The following is a 22,721-nucleotide window of genomic DNA, read 5'->3' on the forward strand; positions in this document are numbered from 1 at the left end:
GTACCAATTGTCTCCCTCGCGTGGGGCCGGCGCAAGCACGCCGGGCCGGGCCAGCCGGACCACGCGACGGGGTCACGACACGGGGAAAGTCATCTGCACCCCGCCATCCCGGCACCTGCGCCACCCCTCCGGGCCCCGTACAGCCGCCCCGGAGGCCAGGAGCCGGCCGAGGACGGCCCTAGCCGTGACGGGTGCGATTCCCGCCGAGGCCGCGATCTCGGCGGGCTCGGCGCCACCCGAGGTGGGCAGCGCCTCGAGGATCCGCCTGGTCGCGTCGTCCAACCCGTCCCACGCGCCGGGCTCACCCCTGGGGGGCGGCGCCGTCTCCCCCATCCGACCTGCGAGCTCGACAACGTCCGACGTCCGAGAGACCAGCACGGCACCCCGCTCCCGGAGCAGCAGGTGACACCCGACCGACGCGACCGACGTGACCGGCCCCGGTACCGCGCCGACAGGGCGGTCCAGCGCGGTGGCCCACGCCGCCGTGCTCAGCGCACCGCTCCGGGCAGCCGCCTCCACCACCACGGAGGCGCCGGTCAACGCCGCGATGATCCGGTTCCGGTCGAGGAAGCGATACCGCGTCACCCCGGTCCCGGGGGGCTGCGCGGAGATCACCGCGCCGGTCTCCGCGATCTCGCGCAGCATCGCGTCGTTCCCGCGCGGGTAGAGCCGATCCACGCCACCGGCGAGGACCGCGATCGTGGTGCCGCGAACCCCGAGGACGGCGCGGTGCGCTGCTGCATCGATCCCGAAGGCCCCACCCGAGACGACCGTGAACCCCTCGGCGGACACCCCGGCACCCAGGTCGGCGGTCACCGCCCTCCCGTACGGAGTGGGCGCCCTGGTCCCGACGAGAGCGACCGACCTGCCCAACACCCGGACCGGGTCTGCGGGGCCACGCCACCACAGCCCAAGCGGGCGCAACGCGGTGGGCACCCCGCCCGTCCCGGCGCGACGTCGTCCGCGTGGACGGTCCAGGGGCTCGAGGGCGAACCCCGGCCAACCCGGGTCACCGGGCACGAGGAACCGGGCGTCCACCTCGTGGGCCGCCTCGAGCATCCGCTCCCCGTCGACGAGGTCCCGCCGTGCCTCGGTCTGGGCCTCCACCGCGTCGCCGGCCCGACCGGCGCGGATCATTTCCCGTGCCCGCACCGGCCCCACCGAGTCCACCAGGTCCCACAGCTGCGCGGTCGGGCGCTCGGTCACCGCGCCCAGGTAGGCGTAGGCCGCGCGCACCTCCGACGACACCACCGATCCCTGCTCCCGTTCCACCGGCATCACTCCTCCCCTCTCAGCACGAGCGCCTCCGCCACGTGCGGCTCCCCCGGCACGGTGGCCCCGTCCAGGTCGGCGACCGTCCACGCGAGGCGCAGGCACCGGTCGACCCCGCGGGGTGACAACACCCCGTGTGCCAGTGCCCGGTCCAGGGGGTGCAGCGCCCGACGATCGAGCCCCCATACGGATCGCAGGACGCGGCCGGGGACCTCGGCGTTCGCCCGCGCACCGGCGGCCTCCGGGCAACCCGCCCACCTCTCGGCGGCGGCCGCCCTCGCCGTCGAGACCCTCGTCCGTACCGCGGCGGTGTCCTCACCTTCGTCCACGGCGAACAGCCCGGACCCGAGCGGCAGCGTCCGTGCGGCGATGTCGATCCGGTCGCGCAACGGCCCGGTCAGCGACCGTCCGTAGCGCCGCCGGGCATCGGGGGTGCACGTACAGGCATCGGGCCGTGCACTGCCACACGGGCAGTCGTTCGCCGCCAGCACCAGCTGGAATCGGGCCGGGAAGACGGAGATGCCGTCGCGCCTGGCGATCCGTACCTCGCCGTCCTCGAGCGGAGTGCGGAGGCTGTCCAGGACCCGGCCGGGGAACTCGGCGCACTCATCGAGGAACAGCACCCCGCGATGCGCCAGCGTCACCGCCCCCGGGCGTGCGACGTTGTTGCCGCCGCCGACGAGGGCGGCCACCGACGCCGAGTGGTGGGGAGCCACGAACGGCGGGCGACGTAGAAGCGGATCCCGCGCCGCGAGCCGTCCCATCACCGAGTGGATGGCCGTCGCCTCGAGTGCGTCCTGCTCCCCCAGATCAGGCAGCAACCCCGGGAGGCGACGCGCGAGCATGGTCTTGCCGGTCCCGGGAGCCCCGCGCAGGAGCACGGCGTGCCCCCCGGCGGCAGCCACCTCGACAGCCCGCCGACAGTCGTCCTGCCCGTGCACCTCCGCCAGGTCGGTGTGGGACCGCGCGCCCACGGCGCGGACCTCCGGGGCGTCCGTGACCAGGGCTCCCCGGCCCCGGCACCATGACGCGAGCATCGCGAGTGAGTCGACCCCCGCGGTGTCGATACCGCTGACCAGCCGGGCCTCCGCGAGGTTCGCGGCGGGGACGATCGCCCGGGACAGTCCGGCGTCCCGCGCCGCGAGCACGGCGGGCAGCACCCCGCGCACCGACCGGACCCGACCGTCCAACGCCAGCTCACCCACCAGCAGGGTGCCGTCGAAGCCCGCCCCGGGCAGCTCCCCTGACGCGGTCAACGTGCCCACCGCGAGCGACAGGTCGAACCCCGAGCCCCGCTTCGGCAACGCCGCCGGGGACAGGGACAGCACGACCTTGCCCGACGGCCAGGTCAGACCACTGTTGATCACGGCCGCCCGCATCCGCTCCCGCGCCTGCAACACCGCCGAGTCCGGCAACCCCACGATGCTGACCCCGGGCAACCCGCGGCCCACGTCGGCCTCGACCTCCACCAGCTGTCCACCGACTCCCTGCAGTGTGACAGCCCACGTCCGACCGAGCGCCACGGCTACAGCACGTCCTCGAACAGCTCGAGACGGGGCCGAGTCGGGTCCGCCAGGTCCACGCCCACCACGTCGAAGCAGACCTGGCGCCACCGGCCCGGGTTCTCCGAGAGCCAGTGGGCGGCCAACCGCCGCAGACGCCGCTGCTTGTCCGGGGTCACCGACTCGGCGGGAGTGCCGAAGCCCGTCCCCGTGCGCGCCCGGACCTCGACGAATCGCAGCCGCCCCGCGGCATCCAACACCACCAGGTCGAGCTCGCCGGCCCGGCACCGCCAGTTCCGGCTGATGACCACCCCGCCCCGGGCCTGCATCAACCCCGCAGCGTGGTCCTCACCGAGTCGCCCCGTCCGTCGGCGTGGATCCACACCGTCCCCGGCCGCCTCGCCGCCCACCGCCTCGTCCCCCGTCATCGCCAGCCCTCCCGGCCGCCCGGTCCGTCCGGGCCCGCCGGGGCTCACCCTGCCGGACGGAAACGGCCCGACCCGCTGGTCGCGGATCGGGCCGGGGGCGCCCTGTGGAAGCGGCGCGGGCTGTGGAGAACGGGGGCCGGGTGCTACTCCGGGAGCCGCAGTTCAGGCTTGTCGAGTTCCTCGATGTTGACGTCCTTGAAGGTCAGCACCCGAACGTACTTGACGAAACGTGCAGGTCGGTACATGTCCCATACCCACGCGTCGGACATCCTCACGTCGAAGTAGACCTCGCCGTCCGCCGACCGGGGGATCAGCTCGACGGCGTTGGCGAGGTAGAAGCGCCGCTCCGTCTCGACGACGTAGGTGAACTGGCCGACGATGTCGCGGTACTCGCGGTAGAGCGAGAGCTCCATCTCGGTCTCGTAGTTCTCCAGATCCTCGGCGCTCATCTCGTGCTGCTCCTCGAATGCGCCTGCGCGGCGCGACGGACGTTGGCGTACGACATCCGATGGATGCCGCTGGGACCGAGCTGCTCGATCGCCCTGGCGTGACTCACGGTGCTGTACCCCTTGTGGGCGGCGAAACCGTACCCCGGGTACCGCGAGTCGAGGTCCACCATAATCCGATCCCGCGTGACCTTCGCGAGGACACTCGCGGCGGCGATGGATGCGACCACTGCATCACCCCCGATCACGGACGTGGACTGACATCCGAGCCCGTCGACCGCGAAGCCGTCGGTCAGCACGAAACCGGGTGCCGGGTCGAGGGCGGCGACCGCCCGGCGCATCCCCTCCAGATTGCACCGGTGGATCCCGCGCATGTCGATCCGGTCCGGCTCGATCACCACCACACTCAGCGCCGACGCCCTGCGCAGGATCACGTCGTGCAGTCGCTCACGGGTGGCGGCGGTGAGCTTCTTCGAGTCATCCAGGTCGGCCAGGTCGGGGTGGAGCCGGTTCCCCAACACGCAGGCCGCCACCACCAGTGGGCCCGCACAGGAACCGCGTCCGGCCTCGTCGACACCGGCGACCGGGCCGAGACCTCTACGGGCGAGGGCTGCCTCCAACGCCAGGCGGCCGTCGCGACGGGTCACCCGGACCCGGCCGGGAAGGGCGACATCCCGGGGCCGCTGCGGTCGTGCCCGGCTCACCCCGCGTTGATATCCGGGGAGGACACCGTCCCGATCCGGCTGAACGGGAGGATGATCGCCCGGACCTTGCCGATGATGTTCTCCTCGGGCACGGTTCCCTGGAACTCGTCACCCATGTGGAAGCGGGAGTCCGCGGAGTTACCGCGGTTGTCCCCCATCACCCAGTAGTTGCCCTCGGGGACCGTGACCGGTCCGAAGGCACAATTGAGGGGGTTCCCGGCCGGCGAGGGGGCCTCGTTGAGGTACGGCTCGTCCAGCGGCTGACCGTCGACGAGCAGTGCACCATCCGGGGAGCAGCCCCCGACGGTCTGGCCCCCCACCGCGACGACGCGCTTGACCATGTCGTTCTGATCGGGTGGGACGATGCCGATCACGCCGCCGATGTTCTGCAGGGTCCTGATGACCTGATTGTCCGACCGGATGGACTGGTAGCCCTCGTTCCACGAATCGGGACCCTCGAAGACCACCACGTCCCCGGGTTCGGGGTCTCCGAACCGGTAGGTGATCTTGTCGACGAAGATGCGATCCCCCGTGCAGCCCGCGCAGCCGTGCAGGGTGGGTTCCATGGACTCCGACGGGATCTGGTAGACGCGTCCGACGAAGGTCTGGAAGACGAACACCAGGACGAGTGCGATCACCACCAGCAGCGGGATCTCGATGTACCAGGGCTGGCTCTTCTTCTCGACGCGGCGAGCCGGGGCCCCGTCGTTACGGGACCCCGGCTCGGCGGCGTCATGTCCAGGCGTATCGGTGCTGCTCACCCGGATGAGCGTAGTCGATCCCGCACCGCCGACGGCGGCCGAGTCCGACCGGCTCTACACGGTCAGCGCTTCTCCTTGATCTTCGCGGCCTTGCCACGGAGTGCACGCAGGTAGTACAGCTTCGCGCGACGCACGTCGCCGCGGACCAGGACGTCGATGCGGTCGATCGTGGGCGAGTGCACGGGGAACGTGCGCTCGACGCCGACGCCGAACGAGACCTTGCGGACGGTGAAGGTCTCGCGGACGCCACCGCCCTGGCGACGGATCACGACGCCCTTGAAGACCTGGACGCGCTCCTTCGAGCCCTCGATGACCTTGACGTGCACGTCGAGCGTGTCGCCGGGGCGGAAGTCCGGGATGTCGTCGCGGAGCGACTTGTTGTCGATGAAGTCGAGAGTGTTCATTGTGTTCCTTGCATGTCAGGAATGAGGACAGAGGACCCTGGCGCCCGCCCGCAGGCGGGACGACCGGTTCGTGCCCCGGATCAGCGCGACCGTCAGCGGACACACGTGGTGCCCGGAAGGTCAACCTCGCTAGTGTGCCATCCGCTACTCGGCGGACCCAAATCACCCGGCCGGAGGAACCCAACCGAAGTCCGAGAGCGTCGCCAGGTCGGCCTTGTCCAGCTCGGCCGACCCGAGGAGATCGGGCCTCCGCTCGGCTGTGCGCCTCAGCGACTCGTCGCGGCGCCACCGCGCGATCCTGGCGTGATCGCCACTCTTGAGGACTTCGGGCACCGGCCGGTCGCGCCACACCTCGGGCCGGGTGAAACTGGGGCCCTCGAGCAGGCCGTCGGAGAAGGAGTCCTCCTCATGGCTGCGCCGGTTCCCCAGCACCCCGGGTAGGAGGCGGATGACGGCCTCCGCGATGACGAGCACCGCCACCTCGCCCCCGATGAGGACGTAGTCGCCGATGCTGACCTCCTCGACGTCCATCCGCGTGGACGCCTCGTCGACGACGCGCTGGTCTATGCCCTCGTAGCGACCACACGCGAACAGCAGGTGGCGTCGACGGGCGTAGCGGTGCGCGTCAGCCTGGGAGAACGGTCGTCCGGCGGGCGTCGGGACTATCAGGAGTGGGCGGATCTGACCGTCCCCCGGCTCGCCCATCGCCGTCCCCGGCGGCGGCACGAGGTCGTCCAGCGCTTCGCCCCACACCGTCGGGCGCATGACCATGCCCGGCCCACCACCGAACGGGGTGTCGTCGACCGACTTGTGGACGTCGTGGGTCCAGCCCCGGAGGTCGTGAACGGCGACGTCGACTATGCCCCGGTCGGTAGCCCGACCGATCAACGCCAACTGCAGCGGAGCGAGGTACTCGGGGAAGACCGTGATGACGTCGAGGTGCATGAGCGGCCCGTCCCCACCATCGGGGAGAGCGGTCACGACGTCCCCAGGTCGAGCAGCCCCTCCGGCGGGTCGATGACGCACGTCCGCGCGACGATGTCCACCTCGGGGACCATCTCGGAGACGAACGGGACCAGTGCATCGCCTCCGTCGGCCAGCCGGATGGCCAGGAGTTCGCCGGCCGCGGTGTGCACGATCTCGGTCACCTCGCCGAGGGTGGCACCCGAGGTGTCGAGTACTCGCAGTCCCACCAGTTGATGGTCGTAGTACTCGTCCGGGTCCTCCGGATCCTCCAGCGCATCCGAGTCGACGAGCAGCAGCATGCCGCGGAGTGCGTCCGCGGTGTCCCGATCGCCGACGCCTTCCAGACGCACCAGAAGCCGCCCGGAATGCTGCCGGGCGGCTTCGATGGTGACGTCGCGGTCGGTGGCCCGATCACCCCGACCGACCCGCCCGACGAGTCGGGTCCCGACGGCGAATCGCTCCTCGGGTGAATCGGTGCGAACCTCCACCACCAGTTCGCCGCGGACGCCGTGCGATTTGACGACGCGTCCCACGACGAGCTCCATGATGGTCCAGGTCCTCCGATTGCCGACGTGTACGGGCGGGGTCAGCGGTCGGTGTCGACCACGTCGACCCGGACACCGTCCCCGCCGACGGCGGAGACGATGGTCCGGATCGCGGAGGCGGTACGGCCACCCCGACCGATGACACGGCCGAGATCCTCGGGCGCGACGGCCACACGGATCACGGTGCCGCGCCGACCACCACTCGACCGGACGGACACCGCGTCGGGGTCCGACACGATTCCGCGGACGAGGTGGTCGACGGCGTCGACGACCATGTCATTCATCTGTCTCAGGCCTCGGCGGTCTCGGCGTCAGCCGACGCGGCCTCGCCCTCGCCGGACTCGGCGGCCTTCGCGGCCTCCTGCTCGGCCTTCTTGGCCTCGTCCTTCTTCGCCTTCTCGGCCTTGCGCTTGGCGGTGATGGCCTCAGCGGACGGCTCGCCCTGGGCGTCCTCGAGGGCCTTGTTGAACAGGTCCAGCTTCGAGGGCTTGGGCTCGGCGGTCTTCAGGGTGCCTTCGGCGCCCTCGATCCCCTTGAACTTCTGCCAGTCGCCGGTGATCTTGAGCAGCTGCTCGACGGCCTCGGTGGGCAGGGCGCCGACACCGAGCCAGTACTGCGCGCGCTCGGAGTCGATCTGGATGAAGCTCGGCTCCTCCTTGGGGCGGTAGAGACCGATGGTCTCGATGGCGCGCCCGTCGCGGCGGGTGCGGGCGTCGGCGACGACGACCCGGTACTGCGGGTTACGGATCTTGCCGAGGCGGGTGAGCTTGATCTTGACGGCCATGAGGCGTCTCGCTTTCTGTTGCGGGTCACGTGGCGATTCAGCGGCGCCCGCCCTGCTGGCGGGGCCCGGTTTCGCCTTCCGGGTGACCGCCGTTCGGCACGGACCCACGAGGGTCCACCGGTGACGGCGTCCAGCGGACCAGTCTAGACAGGCCGGGACGGTGGGCACCAATCGACGCGTCGGGCGGACCGGTCAGCGCTTGGGGAACTTCAGGTCGTTGAGGTCGATCCCCTCCAGCCCCGGCGGGAGCTGGTCGAGTCCGGGCGGCAACTGGGACAGGTCGGGCATCCCGCCGGGCGGCATACCGGGCATCCCGGGCGGCATCCCCCCGGGCATCATCCCCCGCTGCTTGGGCGGGGTGGGACCGCGGCCCTTCCCCTTGCCCTTGCCCTTCTTGCCCTTGCGCTGGTTCTTGCGTCCCGCCCCGGGCATCCCCATCTGGCCCGCCATGCGGCTCATCATCTTGCGGGCCTCGAAGAACCGGTCGACCAACTGGTTGACGTCGGTGACCGTGACCCCCGAACCGTTCGCGATGCGCTGGCGGCGCGAGCCGTTGATGATCTTCGGGTCCGCGCGCTCCTCGGGGGTCATGCCGCGGATGATCGCCTGGATGCGGTCCAGGTACTTCTCGTCGATGTCGCCGACGGCGGCCTTCATCTCCTTGCCGCCGGGCAGCATGCCGAGCAGGTTCCCGATGGGCCCCATCTTGCGGATCATCAACATCTGGTCGAGGAAGTCCTCGAGCGTGAGCTCGCCGGAGCCGATCTTCGCGGCGGTCTTCTCCGCTTCCTGCGCGTCGAAGACCGTCTCCGCCTGCTCGATGAGCGAGAGCACGTCGCCCATCCCGAGGATGCGGCTGGCCATGCGGTCGGGGTGGAAGACGTCGAAGTCTTCGAGCTTCTCGCCGTCGGACGCGAACATGATCGGCGTCCCGGTGAGCTCGCGGACGCTCAGCGCGGCGCCACCGCGGGCGTCACCATCGAGCTTGGTGAGCACGACACCGGTGAAGCCGACGCCCTCACGGAAGGCCTCGGCCGTGACCACCGCGTCCTGACCGATCATCGCGTCCAGGACGAAGAAGGTCTCGTGGGGCTGGACGGCATCCCGGATCCCCCGGGCCTGGGCCATCATCTCCTCGTCGATGCCGAGTCGACCGGCGGTGTCGACGATCACGACGTCGTGCATCTTGGCGCGGGCGTGAGCCAATCCGCGCTGCGCGACGGACACCGGCTCCCGGACACCGATCACCTCGCCGTCGCCCCCGACGGAGGTCCCGGGGTGCGGGGCGAAGGTGGGTACTCCGGCACGCTCACCGACGATCTGCAGCTGGTCGACCGCTCCCGGCCGCTGCAGGTCACAGGCCACCAGGAGCGGTGTGTGCCCCTGCCCCTTGAGCCAGTGCGCCAGTTTGCCCGCCAGGGTGGTCTTACCCGCGCCCTGCAGACCCGCCAGCATGATGACCGTCGGGGGCTGCTTGGCGAACTCGATCCGCCGCTCCTCCCCGCCGAGGATGGCGGTGAGTTCGGCGTCGACGATCTTGACGACCTGCTGGGCGGGGTTGAGCGCCTCGGAGACCTCCGCGCCCTTGGCACGCTCCTTGACCCGCGCGATGAACTCGCGCACCACCGGCAGGGCGACGTCGGCCTCGAGCAGTGCCAGGCGGATCTCGCGGGCCGTCGCGTCGATGTCGGCGTCGCTGAGCCGACCTTTTCCGCGCAGGTCCTTGAGCGCACCTGTGAGGCGGTCGGACAAGGATTCGAACACGGCAACAGCTCCCTGGTTCGCGGCCCGGGAGCGCGCACGGTTCCCGGTGTCGTCGGCGACGACTGATCACAGGGTATCGGCATGCGCCACGGCGGGCGTCGTGGGATCACGTCGTGGCAGCAACGCCTCCACCTGACCGGCCGTACTCAACACCGCTCCGGGGCCGGAGAGCGCGAACACGTCCTCCACGGCCGCTCCCCTGGTGCGCACCACCACCCAGTCGATGCGGGCGCCGGCCTCGATGATCGCGGCCACGACCCGTGCGAACAGGCCGGGCCGGTCCTCCGACCGCACCTCCATCAGCACGCCGTCGGCGTCGGTCCGGTGCGAGATCAGGACGGAGGATCTGGCCTGCGGGGGTCCGATCGCCAGCGCCGCCCCCCGGGACAGCGCGGCGCGAAGCGGCCCGGGGAGCCCGGAGTCGATCGAGCGGCGCAGATCCTGCCGGAGTACGCGTCCGTCCACCGGGTCTCCGAAGCGGGTGGAGACCGTCATCCTCGCGCGCATCCCGCCCGGGGGACGCAGGTCGATCTCCGCGTCCACGATCTCCAGCCTGTGGGCGGCCAGGACCTCCGCGGTCACCGCGAGCGAGCGGCCCCCGCCGGGGACGACGAGAGTGACCTCGTGTGTGGTGCCGGTGTCCGCCGCCCGGAGGTCCACCACGACGTCCGGCGGACCGTGCCGCCGAGAGGCGTTCACAGTCGGCGCCTGCACCGCGGCGGGACGGGGGCCGAGCGCCTTGCCGCAGGCCGCCACGAGCGCGGCGTGGGCCCCGGCACGGCCTGTGGTCCAGACCGTCGGCCCGGTCGCGAGCGAGTCCGCCTCGGTGAGCGCGGCCAACACGTCGAGGGCGACGGCGTCCCGGTCCAGCGCGGTGAGCACGGCCTCGGCGGTGGCGGGGTCGGCGGGGTCGCGTCTCGCGGCGGTCGCGGGGAGCAGCAGATGATGCCTCACGATGCGCGTGAGGGTCTCGGTGTCGCGGCCCCCGAGGCCCATCCGCGCGCAGATCGGGCGGATCATGTCCGCCCCGTTCTCGCTGTGGTCGCCGTCCCGGCTCTTCCCGAGGTCGTGCAGGAGCGCCGCGAGCAGCAGGAGGTCCGCGCGTGCGACGGAGGTGGTGAGTCGGGACGCCTCCACGGCCGTTTGCACCAGGTGCCTGTCGACCGTGTAGATGTGCGCCCGGTCGCGGGCGGGCAGATCCCGCACCCCCGCCCATTCCGGTAGCAGCCGTTCCCACAACCCGCACCGGTCGAGCGCCTCGTGCACGGGGATCTGCGCCTCACCCGAGCCCAGGAGCACGAGCAGGTCCGACAGGGCCTCCGCCGGCCACTGACCGTCCGGGACGGGGCAGCGTTCGGCGAGGACACCGAGGGTGGAGGTCGCGATCGGCAGCCCGAACCGGGCCGCGGCCGCGGCCACCCGCAGCGCCAGCCAGGGGTCGTCGGCCACGCGGGCCGCGCGGGCGAGCGTCACCTCCCCCGCATGTTCCACCACCCCGTCGTCGAGGGGCCGACGGACAGGCGACCTCCGCAGCAGGCCGGTCAGTCCCCGGGAGGACAGCGCCGCGCACGAGCCACGGATCGCCTGGTCCGCGGTGAACGCGATCGTCCGGGAGGCGTCACTCAGCGCCCGGGCGAGATCGAACCGGTCCCCCAGGCCCAGCGCCTCGCCGACCTCGTCCCCGTACTCGGCGTGCAGCACCTCGCGGGGGCGTCCGCTCACCCGGTGTAGTTCGGTCCGGGCGTCCAGCACCAGCCGGTGCGCGCGCGCCATCCCACCGGGGACCACGGGCCGACCGTCGCTGAGGTGGGCCAGGCCCAGGGCGGCGACGAGCTGCGCGTCGCGGAGCCCACCGGCCCCGTTCTTCAGGTCGGGTTCGCTGCGATGCGCGATCACCCCGGCCCGGTGCCGCCGGGCGGCCGCCGCGTCGACGAGGTCGTCGAAGCGGGAGGCGATCTGGTCCCGCCACTGCCGGCGGGCGCCGTCCACGACGAGCGCTCCCAGATCCGCGTCGCCAGCGATCACGCGCGCGTCCAGCAGACTCAGCCCGACGGAGACGTCGGCAGCGGCCACGGCCAGGCACTGGTCGACCGTGCGGACACTGTGGTCGAGTCCGACGCCGGAATCCCACAGCGGGTACCACAGTGCGTCGGCCAGCTCGCCCACGTCACGGTCCGGCCGCCGCTCGTGGACCAGGACGAGGTCCAGATCCGAGTGTGGCAGAACCTCCCGGCGTCCCAACCCGCCGAACGCGATGAGGGCGAACCCCGACCCCGGGCCGATCCCGGCCTCGTCGGCGAGCCGTCCCAGCTCCATCTCGTAGAGCTCGCACAGGGCGTCCCTCAACGGCGCGGCGGGCAGGCTCTCACGCGGGGCGGAGAGGATCCGCTCGCGTCCCGCCCGCAGCGCCGTGGCGCGCTCGCCGTCGGCCGTGACCGCCATGGCACTCCCCTTCCCTCATCCGTCGGGTCCAGAATGTCGCCTCCGTGTCACCGCCTCGGGGCGTACACGTTTCACCTTTGTGAACGGCTGCGCACGGTCTGCGCGGGACCGGGCGAGGGTGGCCTCCGCAGTACACGACGGCGCGCGGCCGCCCCTGTGACGGGGCGACCGCGCGTCGGGTTCTGCCCGAGGGTCAGATCGCGGACGTGCCCTCCTCACCGGTGCGGACGCGCACGATGCTCTCGACGGGGGTCACCCAGACCTTGCCGTCGCCGATCTTTCCGGTCCGGGCCGCGTCGACGATCAGTCGGACCGCGGTGCCGGCGGTCTCGTCGTCGACCACCACCTCCACCCTGATCTTGGGGACGAAGTCCACGGCGTACTCGGCGCCGCGGTAGACCTCGGTGTGGCCCTTCTGGCGTCCGTATCCCTGGACCTCGCTGATGGTGAGGCCGTGGATACCGGCCTGCTCCAGTGCTGCCTTGACGTCGTCGATCGTGAACGGTTTGACGATCGCGGTGACGAGCTTCATGTCGTGGGTTCCTTTCGAAGGGGTCGGCTCAGCGGATGAGCGCGTTGGTGGAGGCCTCGTACGCGCTCTCGGCGTGCTGGGCACCGTCGATGCCCGCCTGCTCGTCGGCCTTGTCGATCCTCCAGCCGAGCGGCCGGCAGATCGCCCAGGCGATCGCGGTCATGATCGTGGTGAACACGAGGGCGGCCACGGCGATCACGATCTGGACCACCAGGAGTCGCCAGCCGTCCGCGGAGTAGAACATTCCCGCGTCCGTTCCGAAGGTGCCGGTGGCGAACAGGCCAATGGCGATGGTGCCCCAGAGTCCTGCGACCAGATGCACGCCCACCACGTCCAGGGCGTCGTCGTAGCCGAAGCGGTGCTTGAGGCCCACGGCCAGCGCGGACAGCACGCCCGCGATCGCACCGAGGGCGATCGCGCCGAGCGGGTGGACGGAACCGGCGGCGGGGGTGATGGCCACGAGGCCGGCGACCACGCCGGAGGCGGCACCGAGGCTGGTGGCGTGGCCGTCACGGATACGCTCCGCGAGGAGCCAGCCGAGCATCGCGGCGGCGGTGGCGGCGGTGGTGTTGACCCACGCCAGGCCCGCCGCACCGTTGGCACCGAACGCGGAACCGGCGTTGAACCCGAACCAGCCGAACCACAGCAGGGCGGCGCCGAGCATGACCAGCGGCAGGTTGTGCGGGCGGTAGGCCGTACGGCCGAACTCGAGCCGCTTGCCGATGAGCAGGACCAGGACGAGCGCGGCCATACCGGCGTTGATGTGCACGACGGTTCCGCCGGCGAAGTCGACGGGCGCGACGGCGGCGGTCAGCCCGCCCTCGCCGTCGTCGACGGTCCCGAAGATCATGGCCGCCAGTCCGCTGTCCGAGTGGGAGAGCAGTCCGCCGCCCCACACCATGTGGGCGAGCGGGAAGTACGCCAGGGTCACCCAGACGCCGACGAACGCCAGCCAGGTGCCGAACCGGGCGCGCTCGGCGATCGCGCCCGAGATGAGCGCGACGGTGATGATCGCGAAGGTCACCTGGAAGGCGACGTCGACGACCTGCGGGTAGGCGCCGGAGCCGGAGACCGCCCATTCGGTCGCGTCACCGATCACCCCGGAGAGCCCGAACATTTCGAAGGGGTTGGCGAACAGCCCCAGGACCGACTCGCTGCCGTAGGACATCGACCATCCCCACAGCAGGTAGATCACGCCGACCACGCCCATCGCGCCGAACGACATCATCATCATGTTCAGCACGGACTTCTGCCGGGACATGCCGCCGTAGAAGAGCGCCAGGGCGGGCGTCATGAGCAGTACCAGGGATGCTGCGATGAGCATCCAGGCCGTGTCTCCCGTATCGATCTCCGGCGTCGCCTCCTGGGCGAGCAACGCGACACTGTCACCTATCACGGTGCGGTCCTCCTCGTCTCGTACGTGGTGAGCGACTCTTCGCTCCCCGTCGACATGAAGATTTCCTTGGTCGTGTTGCACCGGATGTGCCCTGATGTTTCGGGGTTGTAACGCGCTCGGGTCCCCTGTTCCGGTCGTGTGTCCCGGCCGCCCGGGCGCGTATCCCGGCCGCGTCGCCCGGGACCTACGTGCCGAGCAACGCGTCGACGAAGGCCTCGGGGGTGAACGGCGCGAGGTCGTCGGCCCCCTCGCCCAGTCCGACGAGCTTCACGGGCACGCCCAACTCGTGCTGGACCTGGAACACGATGCCGCCCTTGGCGGTGCCGTCGAGCTTGGTGAGCACGACACCGGTGATGTCGACGACCTCCTTGAACACGCGCGCCTGCATGAGCCCGTTCTGCCCGGTGGTGGCGTCGATCACCAACAGGACCTCGTCGACGGGGGTCTTCTTCTCCACCACCCTCTTGACCTTGCCGAGCTCGTCCATGAGCCCGGTCTTGGTGTGGAGGCGACCGGCGGTGTCCACGAGCACGGCGTCCACGCCGGTCTCGACCCCGCGGGTGACCGCGTCGAAGGCGACGGAGGCGGGATCCGCGCCCTCCTTGCCGCGGACCACCTCGGCGCCCACCCGCTCGGCCCAGGTCTGGAGCTGATCCGCGGCGGCGGCGCGGAACGTGTCCGCGGCGCCGAGGAGGATCTCGCGACCGTCGGCGACGAGGACGCGGGCGAGTTTGCCGGTGGTGGTGGTCTTGCCGGTGCCGTTGACGCCGACGACGAGGAGGACGGCCGGCGTCCCGTCGTTCGGCAGCGCACGCAGCGAGCGGTCGAGTTCGGGGTGGAGGTTGTCGATGAGGGTCTGCCGCAGCAGATCGCGCACCTCGGCCTCGGTGCGGACCTGTCGGGTGGCGATCTCCGCCCGCAGGCGGTCCACGACGAGCTCGGTGGTGGCCGAACCGAGGTCGGCCATGATCAGCGTGTCCTCGATCTCCTCCCAGGCGTCCTCGTCGAGATCGCCGGCGCCGAGGAGACCCAGCAGCCCCTGGCCCACGGTGTTCTGCGACCGCGCGAGGCGGCCCCGCAGGCGGTCGAGGCGGCCGGCGGCCGGGTCGATGCGCTCGACCGGGGCGACCGGCTCCGGGGTCCCGGTGACCGTCTCCGGGGGCGCCGGGATCTCCTCGTCGGGCACCTCGGGGGGGACCACGACGGGTTCGACCGGGGCGGGCTCGACGACCTCGGTGGCCTCGGTCGGGCCGGGATCGACGTCCGGCTCGGGCGCGGGGACGGCAGTCTCGGGCGCGGTATCCGGCGCGGTCGCGGGTTCGGCGGCGGGGGCCGCCCCCGTCGCAGGAGACGACGGCGCGGGGGGCCGTGGGGCCGGTGTCGCCGGCGGCAGGTCCTCCCGCGGCGTCGGGTCACGGCGCACCGGCTCCCTGGGCGGGGCCGCCGTGGCGCCGCCCCCTCCCTGGGCGAACGAGAACCCCGTCCCGGCCTGATAGTTGCCGGAGCGCTCCTCGCGGGTGAGCTCCTTGCGCTCGGCGGCCCTGGTGAGGGAGATCTGCCGCTTCTTGCGCAGCTGCAGACCCACGACGAGGGCGATGATGGCCAGCAGCAGCACCGCGGCGACGGCGATGATGATCCAGGTGGTGGTAGTCACGGTGCCCAGTATGGCCGACCGCACCCGTCGTCATCTCGGTCCCGGGGGGCTGTGGCGGACCTAGACTGGCGCCTGTCGTCGTCCGGGGAGGAGCCCACGTGGTCGAGCTCGCCGCCCAGCCAGGGGGTACGTCCGTACGCCGGCGCCCCCTCCGCCGGGCCCCGGCCCCGCCCACCTGGCTCGCCAAGACCATCATGGCGGTGACGGGGTTGCTCTTCACCGCCTTCGTGGTGGTGCACATGGTCGGCAATCTCAAAGTGTTCGGCGGGGCCACGGGTTTCGACGCCTACGCCGCGTGGCTGCGGACGTTGCTGTACCCCCTCGTCCCCCACGAGGGCGTCCTGTGGGCGTTGCGCATCGTGCTGGTCCTGGGCCTGGTGGCGCACGTCTGGTGCGCGGTCGTGCTGGTGCGGCGCTCCCACGCGTCCGCGGGCCCGCACCGTCGGCGGACAGGCCTGACGGCCGGCTCGTTCGGCGCCCGCTCGATGCTGCTCACCGGCGTGGTGCTGCTGCTCTTCGTCGTCTTCCACGTCCTCGACATGACCACGGGCACCGCCCCCGCGGCGTCGGAGGCCTTCGAGCCCGGCACGGCGTACGCCAATCTGGTCGCCAGCTTCTCGCGGCCCTGGGTCGCGGCCTTCTACGGCATCACCATGGTGCTGCTGGCCCTGCACGTCGCCCACGGGGTCCGCACCGCCGCCGGCGACCTCGGGGTGACCGGCGCCCGGAGCCGGGCGGTGATCACGACCGTGGGCGGGATCGCCGCGGTGGCCGTGCTGCTGGGCAACGCCGCTATCCCGATCGCGGTCCAGGCCGGGTGGTTGACGTGACCTTCTCCCCGCCCCCCGTCCTCGTGCCCGACGCACGACAGGGACACGTGCTGAGCTCCGGCACACCCGGGGGCGACCCGGCCTCCGCTTGGGCGAGGCGTCGCGACGCCTACCGCCTGGTCGCGCCGGCCAACCGCCGCCACCTCCACGTGGTGGTGATCGGCACGGGCCTGGCCGGGGCCGGCGCGGCGGCCGCCCTCGGCGAACTCGGCTACCGGGTCACCGCGTTCACCTACCACGACGCCGCCCGGCGCGCGCATTCCGTGGCCGCCCAGGGCGGGATCAACGCCGCCCGCGGCCGCCGGGTGGACGGAGACTCCGTGGCCAGGTTCGTCGCCGACACCGTCTCGGGCGGGGACTTCCGTGGGCGGGAGGCCGAGGCGTTCCGGCTGGGCGAGGAATCCGCGCGGGTGATCGATCACTTCTCCGCCATCGGGACCCCCTTCGCACGCGAGTACGGCGGCGTCCTGTCGACCCGGTCCTTCGGCGGCGTGCAGGTCTCGCGCACGTACTACTCCCGCGGTCAGACCGGCCAACAACTCCAGCTCGCGGGCGTCTCGGCCCTGCAGCGGCAGATCCGTGCCGGCGCCGTCACGCTGCACACCCGCCACGAGATGCTCGACCTCGTCGTCGACGATTCGGGGTGCCACGGTGTGGTGGTCCGTGACCTGGTGTCCGGCCACATCCGGGCCGAGACCGCGCACGCGGTCGTCCTCGCGACCGGTGGCTACGGGACCGTCTTCCACGACTCCACGCTCGCGATCCACTCCAACGCCTCGGCGGTGTGGCGCGCGCACCAGCGGGGGGCCCTGTTCGCCTCACCGTCGTTCGTGCAGTTCCACCCCACCGCGCTGCCCAAGGACAACGACTGGCAGGCCAAGACGATCCTCATGAGCGAATCGTTGCGCAACGACGGCCGCGTCTGGGTCCCGCTCCACGACGGCGACGATCGGCCGCCCGGGGAGATCCCGGACGCCGACCGCGACTTCTTTCTCGAGCGCCGATATCCCGCCTTCGGCAACCTCGTGCCCCGCGACGTGGCCTCCCGGGCGATCACCTCCGAGATCCGTGCCGGGCGAGGGGTGGGGCCACGCCGCAACTCCGTTTACCTGGACTTCCGTGACGCCCTGTCCCGCGACGGGCGCCGGACGATCACCGAGCGCTACGGCAACCTGTTCGAGATGTACGCCCACGCCACCGGCGAGGACCCGTACGCCGTACCCATGCGCATCGCGCCGACGTGCCACTTCACGATGGGCGGGCTGTGGAGCGACTTCGACCTGCAGACGTCGATCCCCGGCCTGTTCGTCGGCGGCGAATGCGGCTGGGCGTATCACGGCGCGAACCGACTCGGTGCGAATTCCCTGCTCAGCGCGAGCGTCGACGGGTGGTTCACCCTTCCGTACTCGGTGCCGGCGCACCTGGCCACCCGCCTCGGGGACGACCTGCCGGGCGACGACGACGAGGTGGTCGTGGCCGCCGTGGCCCGCGCCCGGACGCGGGTGCGGAACCTGCTCGCGGTGGGCGGCTCGACCGGGCCCGAACACTTCCACCGTGAGCTCGGCGAGATCCTCTACTCGGGCTGCGGCGTCACACGAACGGCCGACGGCCTGACCCGGGCGCTCGAGCGCATCCGTGACCTGCGGACCCGGTTCTGGACCGACCTGCGGGTCACGGGCGCAGGCGGTCACCTCAACCAGGTGCTCGAACTGGCCGGGCGGGTCGCCGACTTCCTCGAACTGGCGGAACTGATGTGCGTGGATGCGCTGGACCGGGACGAGTCGTGCGGCGCCCACTTCCGCGACGAGCACCAGACGCCCGACGGCGAGGCCCGGCGGGACGACCGTCGGTGGGCCTTCGCCTCCGCCTGGGCCTCCGAGGGCGATGACCGTGGCGGGCCCCGGTCCTTCACCCGCCACGCCGAACCGCTGGAGTTCTCGGCGGTCGCCCCCACCGCGAGGGATTACCGATGAGGCTCACCCTGCGAATCTGGCGACAGTCCGGGCCCGACATGGCCGGGCGGTACGAGGAGTTCGAGGTCCACGACGCCCGGCCGGAGATGAGTGTCCTGGAGTTGCTCGACGTTCTCAACGCCGACCTGGTGGACGCGGGCGTCGAACCGGTGGCGTTCGACTCCGACTGCCGTGAGGGGATCTGCGGGGCCTGCGGCGTCACCGTCGACGGACGCCCCCACGGTCCCGCGGAGAACACCCCGTCGTGTCACCAGCGGCTGACCCCCTACGCCGACGGGGACATCCTGCGCATCGAACCGCTTCGCGCCGCCGTGTTCCCTGTCATCCGCGATCTGGTGGTGGACCGCTCCGCTCTGGACGGGGTCGTCGAGTCCGCGGCCCATGTGGGAATCCCGGCCGGCGCCGCCCCGGACGCGGACTCGACCCTCCAGGGTCACGACACGGCGGAGACCGCGCTGGACTTCGCGGCGTGCATCGGGTGCGGGGCGTGTGTGGCGGCCTGCCCCAACGGCTCGGCCAACCTGTTCGTGGGGGCCAAACTCGGGCACCTCGCCCTCATGCCCGTCGCGGGCGCCGACCGCGCGACCCGCGCCCGCGAGATGGTCAGCGCCGCCGACGAGGAATTCGGACCCTGCTCGCTCTACGGAGAGTGCTCGCGGGTGTGCCCGGCGGGGATCCCGCTGCGGGCGATCGGCGTGGTCAACCGTGAACGGCTCCGGGCGGTCTTCCGGCGCTCGTGATCCTCAGCGCATGCGTTGGGAGATGACCTTGGAGATGCCGTCGCCCTGCATCGACACCCCGTAGAGCACGTCGGCGACGTCCATGGTGGGTTTCTGGTGGGTGATGACGATGAGCTGGCTGGTCTCCCGCAGCTGCTCGAACAGCCCGATGAGCCGCCGCAGGTTGGTGTCGTCGAGCGCCGCCTCGACCTCGTCCATGACGTAGAACGGGCTGGGGCGGGCCTTGAAGATCGCCACCAGCATGGCGACCGCGGTGAGCGACTTCTCGCCGCCGGACAGCAGCGACAACCGCTTCACCTTCTTTCCCGGTGGTCGCGCCTCCACCTCGATGCCGGTGGTGAGCATGTCCTCCGGCTCGGTGAGGATCAGTCGCCCCTCCCCTCCGGGGAAGAGCGTTGCGAAGACACCACGGAACTCGCGCTCGACGTCGACCCACGCCTCGGTGAAGATCTGCTCGATGCGCTCGTCGACGTCGTCGATCACCCCCTCCAGGTCGGACCGGGCCTTCTTCACGTCGTCGAGCTGGGTGGACAGGAACGCGTAGCGCTCCTCCAGCGCCGCGAACTCCTCCAACGCCAGCGGGTTGACCTTGCCCAGGGTGGCCAGGTCCTTCTGCGCCGACCTGAGACGACGCTCCTGTTCGGCGCGCACGAACGGCATCGGCGGCGGCGGGGTCACGTCCTCACCACGTTCGCGAGCCGCCTCGTACTCCTGCATCTCCAATGCCGACGGCGGCAAGTCCACGTCGGGGCCGTAGTCCTCGACGAGGGCCTGCGGTTCGATACCGTGACGCTCGAGCACCGCCGCCTCGAGCTCCGAGACCTTGACCTCGAGCTGCGCCCGGACGATCTCGTCGCGGTGGGCGGCGTCGCCGAGCCTCGACACCTCGGACTCGGCGGCCGCGAGATCACCACGCAGCGTGGCGACACCAGCGGTGGCCTCGGCGCGCGCGGCCGAGAGCCGGTCCCGCTCGGTTCCGGCGGCGGTGATGAGTTCGTCGAGCCGCGCGAGCAGCCGCCCGCTGAGCTCGTCGACCACGCCGGCGACCTCGGCGCCGCGGCGCCGCTGCGCCGCGGCCCTGGCCGCCCGGGCCCGGGACTCGCGCTCCGCCTGCGCGGCCCGCCGCAGGGACGCCGCCTTCCCGCGGACGCCGGACGCACGTTCCTCCGCGGACCGGTGGGCGAGCCTGGCCTCGAGTTCCGCGGCCCGGGCCGAGGCCACGGCGGCCTGCGCCGCACCCCGCCCGTCGTCTTCGGGTGGCCGGACCTCGTCGTCGTCCCCGGCCCTGGCGAGTCGGTCGGTCAGCTCGGCGTGTTCGGCGCGCGCGGCGTCGAGCTTGTCCACCGAGATCCGGCGGGTCTGCTCCAGGCGCCGCACCTCGGCCTCGGCGCGACGCCGTCGCTTGCCGATACGGGCGAGCTCCGCGTAGATCTCCTCGATCGCGGCGTCGGACTCGCTGATGGCGGCGAGCGTCTCGGAGAACCGGTCCGCCCGCTCGGTGTCCTCGGCCGCGGCGCCGGCCAACTCGGCGCGGGTGGTCTCGATCTCGGCCCGAACGGCGTCGCGCTCGACGACCGCGGCGTCGATCGCCGACTGGATCTCCAACCCCGTCCGCCCCGACGCGGACCCGCCCACGGTCCACCCCGCACCGGCCAGCTCCCCGTCGCGGGTCACCGCGCGCACGCGGCGGTCCGCTTCGACCTGGGCGTGGGCGGCGGCGAGGTCGTCGACCACGACCACATCGACCAACAGGGCGGTCACCGCCGCCACGAGGTCCTCCGGGACGTCCACCACGTCCAGCGCCCAGCGTGCCCCGCCGACCAGGTCGACCTCCAGGCGGTAGTCGCCACCCGGCGCCCCGGCGCCCACGAGACCGGCCCGGCCCGCGTCGGCCTCGCGCAACGCCGCAAGTACCTGGCGCCGGTCCACGGAGGTGTCCACGACCACCGCGTCGACGGCCGGCCCGAGGGCGACCCCCACGGCGCGTTCCCACCCGTCGCGGACGCCGAGCATCTCCCCCACCGTCCCGGCGACGGCGTCGGCCCCGAGGTGCCGCAGGACCCACTCGGCGCCGTCCCCGGCGCCCTTGTTCTGCTCGAGAGTCTCGATCCGGGCGGCCAGCCGCGCGATCCGCTGGTCGGCCTCCCGCTCGATCCCCTGCAACTCCGCCAGCCGGGCCCGTGCCGCCAGGTGGGCGCGCTCGGCCCGTCCCAGGTGTTCGTCGAGGGTCCGCTCGCTCTGCTCGTGCGCCCCCACCCTGGCGTGGACGGCGTCGAACTCGGCCTCGGCGTCGACCACGGCGGTGCGCGCGACATCCGCCTCGGCGTCCACGCGCGCGATCTCCGCCTGGGTGGACTCCACTCTCGCGGCGAGGGTCTCGACCTTGCCCGCGAGCCTGGCCACGCCCTCCCGGCGGTCCGCAATCGCCCGGACGGCCTTGAGATGCTCGGCCTCGAGCGCGGCGAGCGTCGACTCGGCCCGTCCGAGCGCCTCCGTCGCGAGACGGGCCTTCTCGGCGGCGGCGTCGACCTGGGCGGCGAGTTCCTCCTCGTGCGCGGCGGCCCGCTCGGCCTGGCGCTCGAGCTCGTCCGGGTCGGTGCCGTGGTGCACGGCGACCTCGGCGGCCAGCGACCGCGCGCGGTCGGCGGCGATCCGGGCGGTGGCGCGGGCCCGCTCCGCCAACGTCGACAGGGCGAACCACCGCTGCTGTGCGGCGTCGGCGTCCGGGGTCAGCCGATCGAGCTCGGCCTGGGTGTCTGCGACGGCCCGCACCAGCTCGTCCCTGCGGTCGACCGCCTGCGCGACCTGGTCCGCCAACCGGGAGCGAACACTCTCGGCATCCGCGAGCTCGCGTCGACGGGTGACCAGGTCGTCGGCGGCGAGGCGGAACGTGGCGTCGCGCAGGTCCGCCTGGATGGTCTGCGCCCGGCGCGCGACCTCGGCCTGCCGCCCCAGCGGCTTGAGCTGGCGCCGCAGTTCGGTGGTGAGATCGTTCAACCGGTCCAGGTTGCCCTGCATCCCGGCGAGCTTGCGCTGGGCCTTCTCCTTGCGGCGCCGGTGCTTGAGGATGCCGGCGGCCTCCTCGATGAACGCCCGGCGCTCCTCCGGCTTGGACTCGAGGATCTCGGCGAGTTTTCCCTGGCCGACGATGACGTGCATCTCGCGGCCTATCCCTGAGTCCGACAACAGTTCCTGCACGTCCATGAGTCGGGCGCGGTCGCCGTTGATCTCGTACTCCGCGGCGCCGTCGCGGAACATCCGGCGGGTGATCGACACCTCGGCGTAGTCGATCGGCAGCACGCCGTCGGAGTTGTCCAGGGTGAGGGTGACCTCGGCGCGGCCGAGCGGCTGCTTCCCCGCGGTCCCCGCGAAGATGACGTCCTGCATCTTGCCGCCGCGCAGCGATTTGGCACTGTGCTCGCCCATGACCCAGGTCAGGGCGTCGACGACGTTGGACTTTCCCGACCCGTTGGGCCCCACCACGCAGCAGATTCCGGGCTCGAATCTCAGGGTCGTCGGCGCCGCGAAGGACTTGAAGCCCTTGAGCGTCAGCGACTTGAGATACACGGTTGTCGATC

Annotated in this window: 20 protein-coding genes; 3 read left to right on the forward strand and 17 right to left on the reverse strand. The window is 72.0% G+C overall.

Going from position 1 to position 22,721, the window contains the following annotated elements; genetic code table 11:
- Positions 1-72: 72 nt before the first annotated feature.
- The 16 genes from dprA to ftsY all read right to left on the reverse strand — a co-directional run bounded on the left by dprA (position 73) and on the right by ftsY (position 15,600).
- Positions 73-1,272: a DNA-processing protein DprA gene (gene dprA, locus VZF99_RS08490; RefSeq protein ID WP_407334521.1), complete on the reverse strand. Its 1,200-nt coding sequence runs from the start codon at positions 1,270-1,272 to the stop codon at positions 73-75.
- Positions 1,273-1,277: 5 nt separating this feature from the next.
- Positions 1,278-2,795 (reverse strand): YifB family Mg chelatase-like AAA ATPase, encoded by a 1,518-nt coding sequence (locus VZF99_RS08495; RefSeq protein WP_120283488.1) that lies wholly within the window; start codon positions 2,793-2,795, stop codon positions 1,278-1,280.
- 2 nt (positions 2,796-2,797) lie between these two features.
- Positions 2,798-3,202, reverse strand: coding sequence for a YraN family protein (locus VZF99_RS08500; RefSeq protein ID WP_120283490.1), 405 nt, complete (start codon positions 3,200-3,202; stop codon positions 2,798-2,800).
- Between the two features lie 143 nt (positions 3,203-3,345).
- On the reverse strand, positions 3,346-3,651 hold the full coding sequence (locus VZF99_RS08505; RefSeq protein ID WP_007632861.1) for a DUF2469 domain-containing protein: 306 nt from the start codon (positions 3,649-3,651) through the stop codon (positions 3,346-3,348).
- Positions 3,648-4,352: a ribonuclease HII gene (locus VZF99_RS08510; protein WP_185950417.1), complete on the reverse strand. Its 705-nt coding sequence runs from the start codon at positions 4,350-4,352 to the stop codon at positions 3,648-3,650. Before VZF99_RS08510 ends, VZF99_RS08505 begins: the two co-directional genes overlap by 4 nt.
- Complete coding sequence (gene lepB / locus VZF99_RS08515) at positions 4,349-5,113, reverse strand: signal peptidase I (protein WP_407334522.1); 765 nt, start codon at positions 5,111-5,113, stop codon at positions 4,349-4,351. Before lepB ends, VZF99_RS08510 begins: the two co-directional genes overlap by 4 nt.
- Positions 5,114-5,175: 62 nt before the next feature.
- Positions 5,176-5,517, reverse strand: coding sequence for a 50S ribosomal protein L19 (rplS, locus tag VZF99_RS08520; protein ID WP_067717600.1), 342 nt, complete (start codon positions 5,515-5,517; stop codon positions 5,176-5,178).
- Between the two features lie 162 nt (positions 5,518-5,679).
- Complete coding sequence (gene trmD, locus VZF99_RS08525) at positions 5,680-6,462, reverse strand: tRNA (guanosine(37)-N1)-methyltransferase TrmD (protein ID WP_407336102.1); 783 nt, start codon at positions 6,460-6,462, stop codon at positions 5,680-5,682.
- Positions 6,463-6,494: 32 nt separating this feature from the next.
- Positions 6,495-7,028 carry a ribosome maturation factor RimM gene (gene rimM / locus VZF99_RS08530; RefSeq protein ID WP_407334523.1) on the reverse strand — a complete coding sequence of 178 codons (534 nt, stop codon included), beginning with the start codon at positions 7,026-7,028 and terminating at the stop codon, positions 6,495-6,497.
- A 41-nt stretch (positions 7,029-7,069) separates the two neighbouring features.
- On the reverse strand, positions 7,070-7,312 hold the full coding sequence (locus tag VZF99_RS08535) for an RNA-binding protein (RefSeq protein WP_067717596.1): 243 nt from the start codon (positions 7,310-7,312) through the stop codon (positions 7,070-7,072).
- Positions 7,313-7,317: 5 nt separating this feature from the next.
- The gene (gene rpsP, locus VZF99_RS08540) at positions 7,318-7,812 is read right to left on the reverse strand and encodes a 30S ribosomal protein S16 (protein ID WP_067717594.1); all 495 of its coding nucleotides are present in this window, start codon (positions 7,810-7,812) and stop codon (positions 7,318-7,320) included.
- 192 nt (positions 7,813-8,004) lie between these two features.
- The gene (gene ffh, locus VZF99_RS08545) at positions 8,005-9,576 is read right to left on the reverse strand and encodes a signal recognition particle protein (protein ID WP_407334524.1); all 1,572 of its coding nucleotides are present in this window, start codon (positions 9,574-9,576) and stop codon (positions 8,005-8,007) included.
- A 66-nt stretch (positions 9,577-9,642) separates the two neighbouring features.
- On the reverse strand, positions 9,643-12,018 hold the full coding sequence (locus VZF99_RS08550) for a [protein-PII] uridylyltransferase (RefSeq protein ID WP_407334525.1): 2,376 nt from the start codon (positions 12,016-12,018) through the stop codon (positions 9,643-9,645).
- Positions 12,019-12,211: 193 nt separating this feature from the next.
- Positions 12,212-12,550 (reverse strand): P-II family nitrogen regulator, encoded by a 339-nt coding sequence (locus tag VZF99_RS08555; protein WP_407334526.1) that lies wholly within the window; start codon positions 12,548-12,550, stop codon positions 12,212-12,214.
- Between the two features lie 28 nt (positions 12,551-12,578).
- Entirely contained in the window at positions 12,579-13,874 is a 1,296-nt protein-coding gene (locus tag VZF99_RS08560; RefSeq protein WP_407336103.1) for an ammonium transporter, read from the reverse strand.
- A gap of 256 nt (positions 13,875-14,130) precedes the next feature.
- On the reverse strand, positions 14,131-15,600 hold the full coding sequence (gene ftsY / locus VZF99_RS08565; protein ID WP_132061089.1) for a signal recognition particle-docking protein FtsY: 1,470 nt from the start codon (positions 15,598-15,600) through the stop codon (positions 14,131-14,133).
- A 194-nt stretch (positions 15,601-15,794) separates the two neighbouring features.
- Between ftsY and VZF99_RS08570 the strand changes: the two genes are divergently transcribed.
- From VZF99_RS08570 to VZF99_RS08580, 3 genes are read left to right on the forward strand one after another with little or no spacing between them, the layout of a single operon-like run.
- Positions 15,795-16,430, forward strand: a complete 636-nt coding sequence (locus VZF99_RS08570) for a succinate dehydrogenase cytochrome b subunit (protein ID WP_407336104.1) — start codon at positions 15,795-15,797, stop codon at positions 16,428-16,430.
- Complete coding sequence (locus VZF99_RS08575) at positions 16,427-18,403, forward strand: fumarate reductase/succinate dehydrogenase flavoprotein subunit (protein ID WP_407334527.1); 1,977 nt, start codon at positions 16,427-16,429, stop codon at positions 18,401-18,403. Before VZF99_RS08570 ends, VZF99_RS08575 begins: the two co-directional genes overlap by 4 nt.
- Complete coding sequence (locus VZF99_RS08580; protein WP_120283504.1) at positions 18,400-19,143, forward strand: succinate dehydrogenase/fumarate reductase iron-sulfur subunit; 744 nt, start codon at positions 18,400-18,402, stop codon at positions 19,141-19,143. The genes VZF99_RS08575 and VZF99_RS08580 overlap by 4 nt, the downstream gene beginning before the upstream one ends.
- A gap of 3 nt (positions 19,144-19,146) precedes the next feature.
- Here VZF99_RS08580 and smc read toward each other — a convergent pair whose 3' ends face one another.
- The gene (gene smc, locus VZF99_RS08585) at positions 19,147-22,710 is read right to left on the reverse strand and encodes a chromosome segregation protein SMC (protein WP_407334528.1); all 3,564 of its coding nucleotides are present in this window, start codon (positions 22,708-22,710) and stop codon (positions 19,147-19,149) included.
- Positions 22,711-22,721: the final 11 nt, after the last annotated feature.

Source organism: Dietzia kunjamensis (assembly GCF_045689975.1).
Lineage (GTDB): Bacteria > Actinomycetota > Actinomycetes > Mycobacteriales > Mycobacteriaceae > Dietzia > Dietzia kunjamensis.

What these genes read in the sequence shown, in the direction of transcription:
- VZF99_RS08580 (WP_120283504.1), top strand. Translation starts at nt 18,400, where the DNA reads ATGAGGCTCACCCTGCGAATCTGGCGACAGTCCGGGCCCGACATGGCC.
- VZF99_RS08505 (WP_007632861.1), bottom strand. Translation starts at nt 3,651, where the DNA reads ATGAGCGCCGAGGATCTGGAGAACTACGAGACCGAGATGGAGCTCTCG.
- VZF99_RS08500 (WP_120283490.1), bottom strand. Translation starts at nt 3,202, where the DNA reads ATGACGGGGGACGAGGCGGTGGGCGGCGAGGCGGCCGGGGACGGTGTG.
- VZF99_RS08535 (WP_067717596.1), bottom strand. Translation starts at nt 7,312, where the DNA reads ATGAATGACATGGTCGTCGACGCCGTCGACCACCTCGTCCGCGGAATC.
- VZF99_RS08570 (WP_407336104.1), top strand. Translation starts at nt 15,795, where the DNA reads ATGGCGGTGACGGGGTTGCTCTTCACCGCCTTCGTGGTGGTGCACATG.
- rimM (WP_407334523.1), bottom strand. Translation starts at nt 7,028, where the DNA reads ATGGAGCTCGTCGTGGGACGCGTCGTCAAATCGCACGGCGTCCGCGGC.
- VZF99_RS08560 (WP_407336103.1), bottom strand. Translation starts at nt 13,874, where the DNA reads ATGCTCATCGCAGCATCCCTGGTACTGCTCATGACGCCCGCCCTGGCG.
- VZF99_RS08555 (WP_407334526.1), bottom strand. Translation starts at nt 12,550, where the DNA reads ATGAAGCTCGTCACCGCGATCGTCAAACCGTTCACGATCGACGACGTC.
- trmD (WP_407336102.1), bottom strand. Translation starts at nt 6,462, where the DNA reads ATGCACCTCGACGTCATCACGGTCTTCCCCGAGTACCTCGCTCCGCTG.
- rplS (WP_067717600.1), bottom strand. Translation starts at nt 5,517, where the DNA reads ATGAACACTCTCGACTTCATCGACAACAAGTCGCTCCGCGACGACATC.
- VZF99_RS08550 (WP_407334525.1), bottom strand. Translation starts at nt 12,018, where the DNA reads ATGGCGGTCACGGCCGACGGCGAGCGCGCCACGGCGCTGCGGGCGGGA.
- rpsP (WP_067717594.1), bottom strand. Translation starts at nt 7,812, where the DNA reads ATGGCCGTCAAGATCAAGCTCACCCGCCTCGGCAAGATCCGTAACCCG.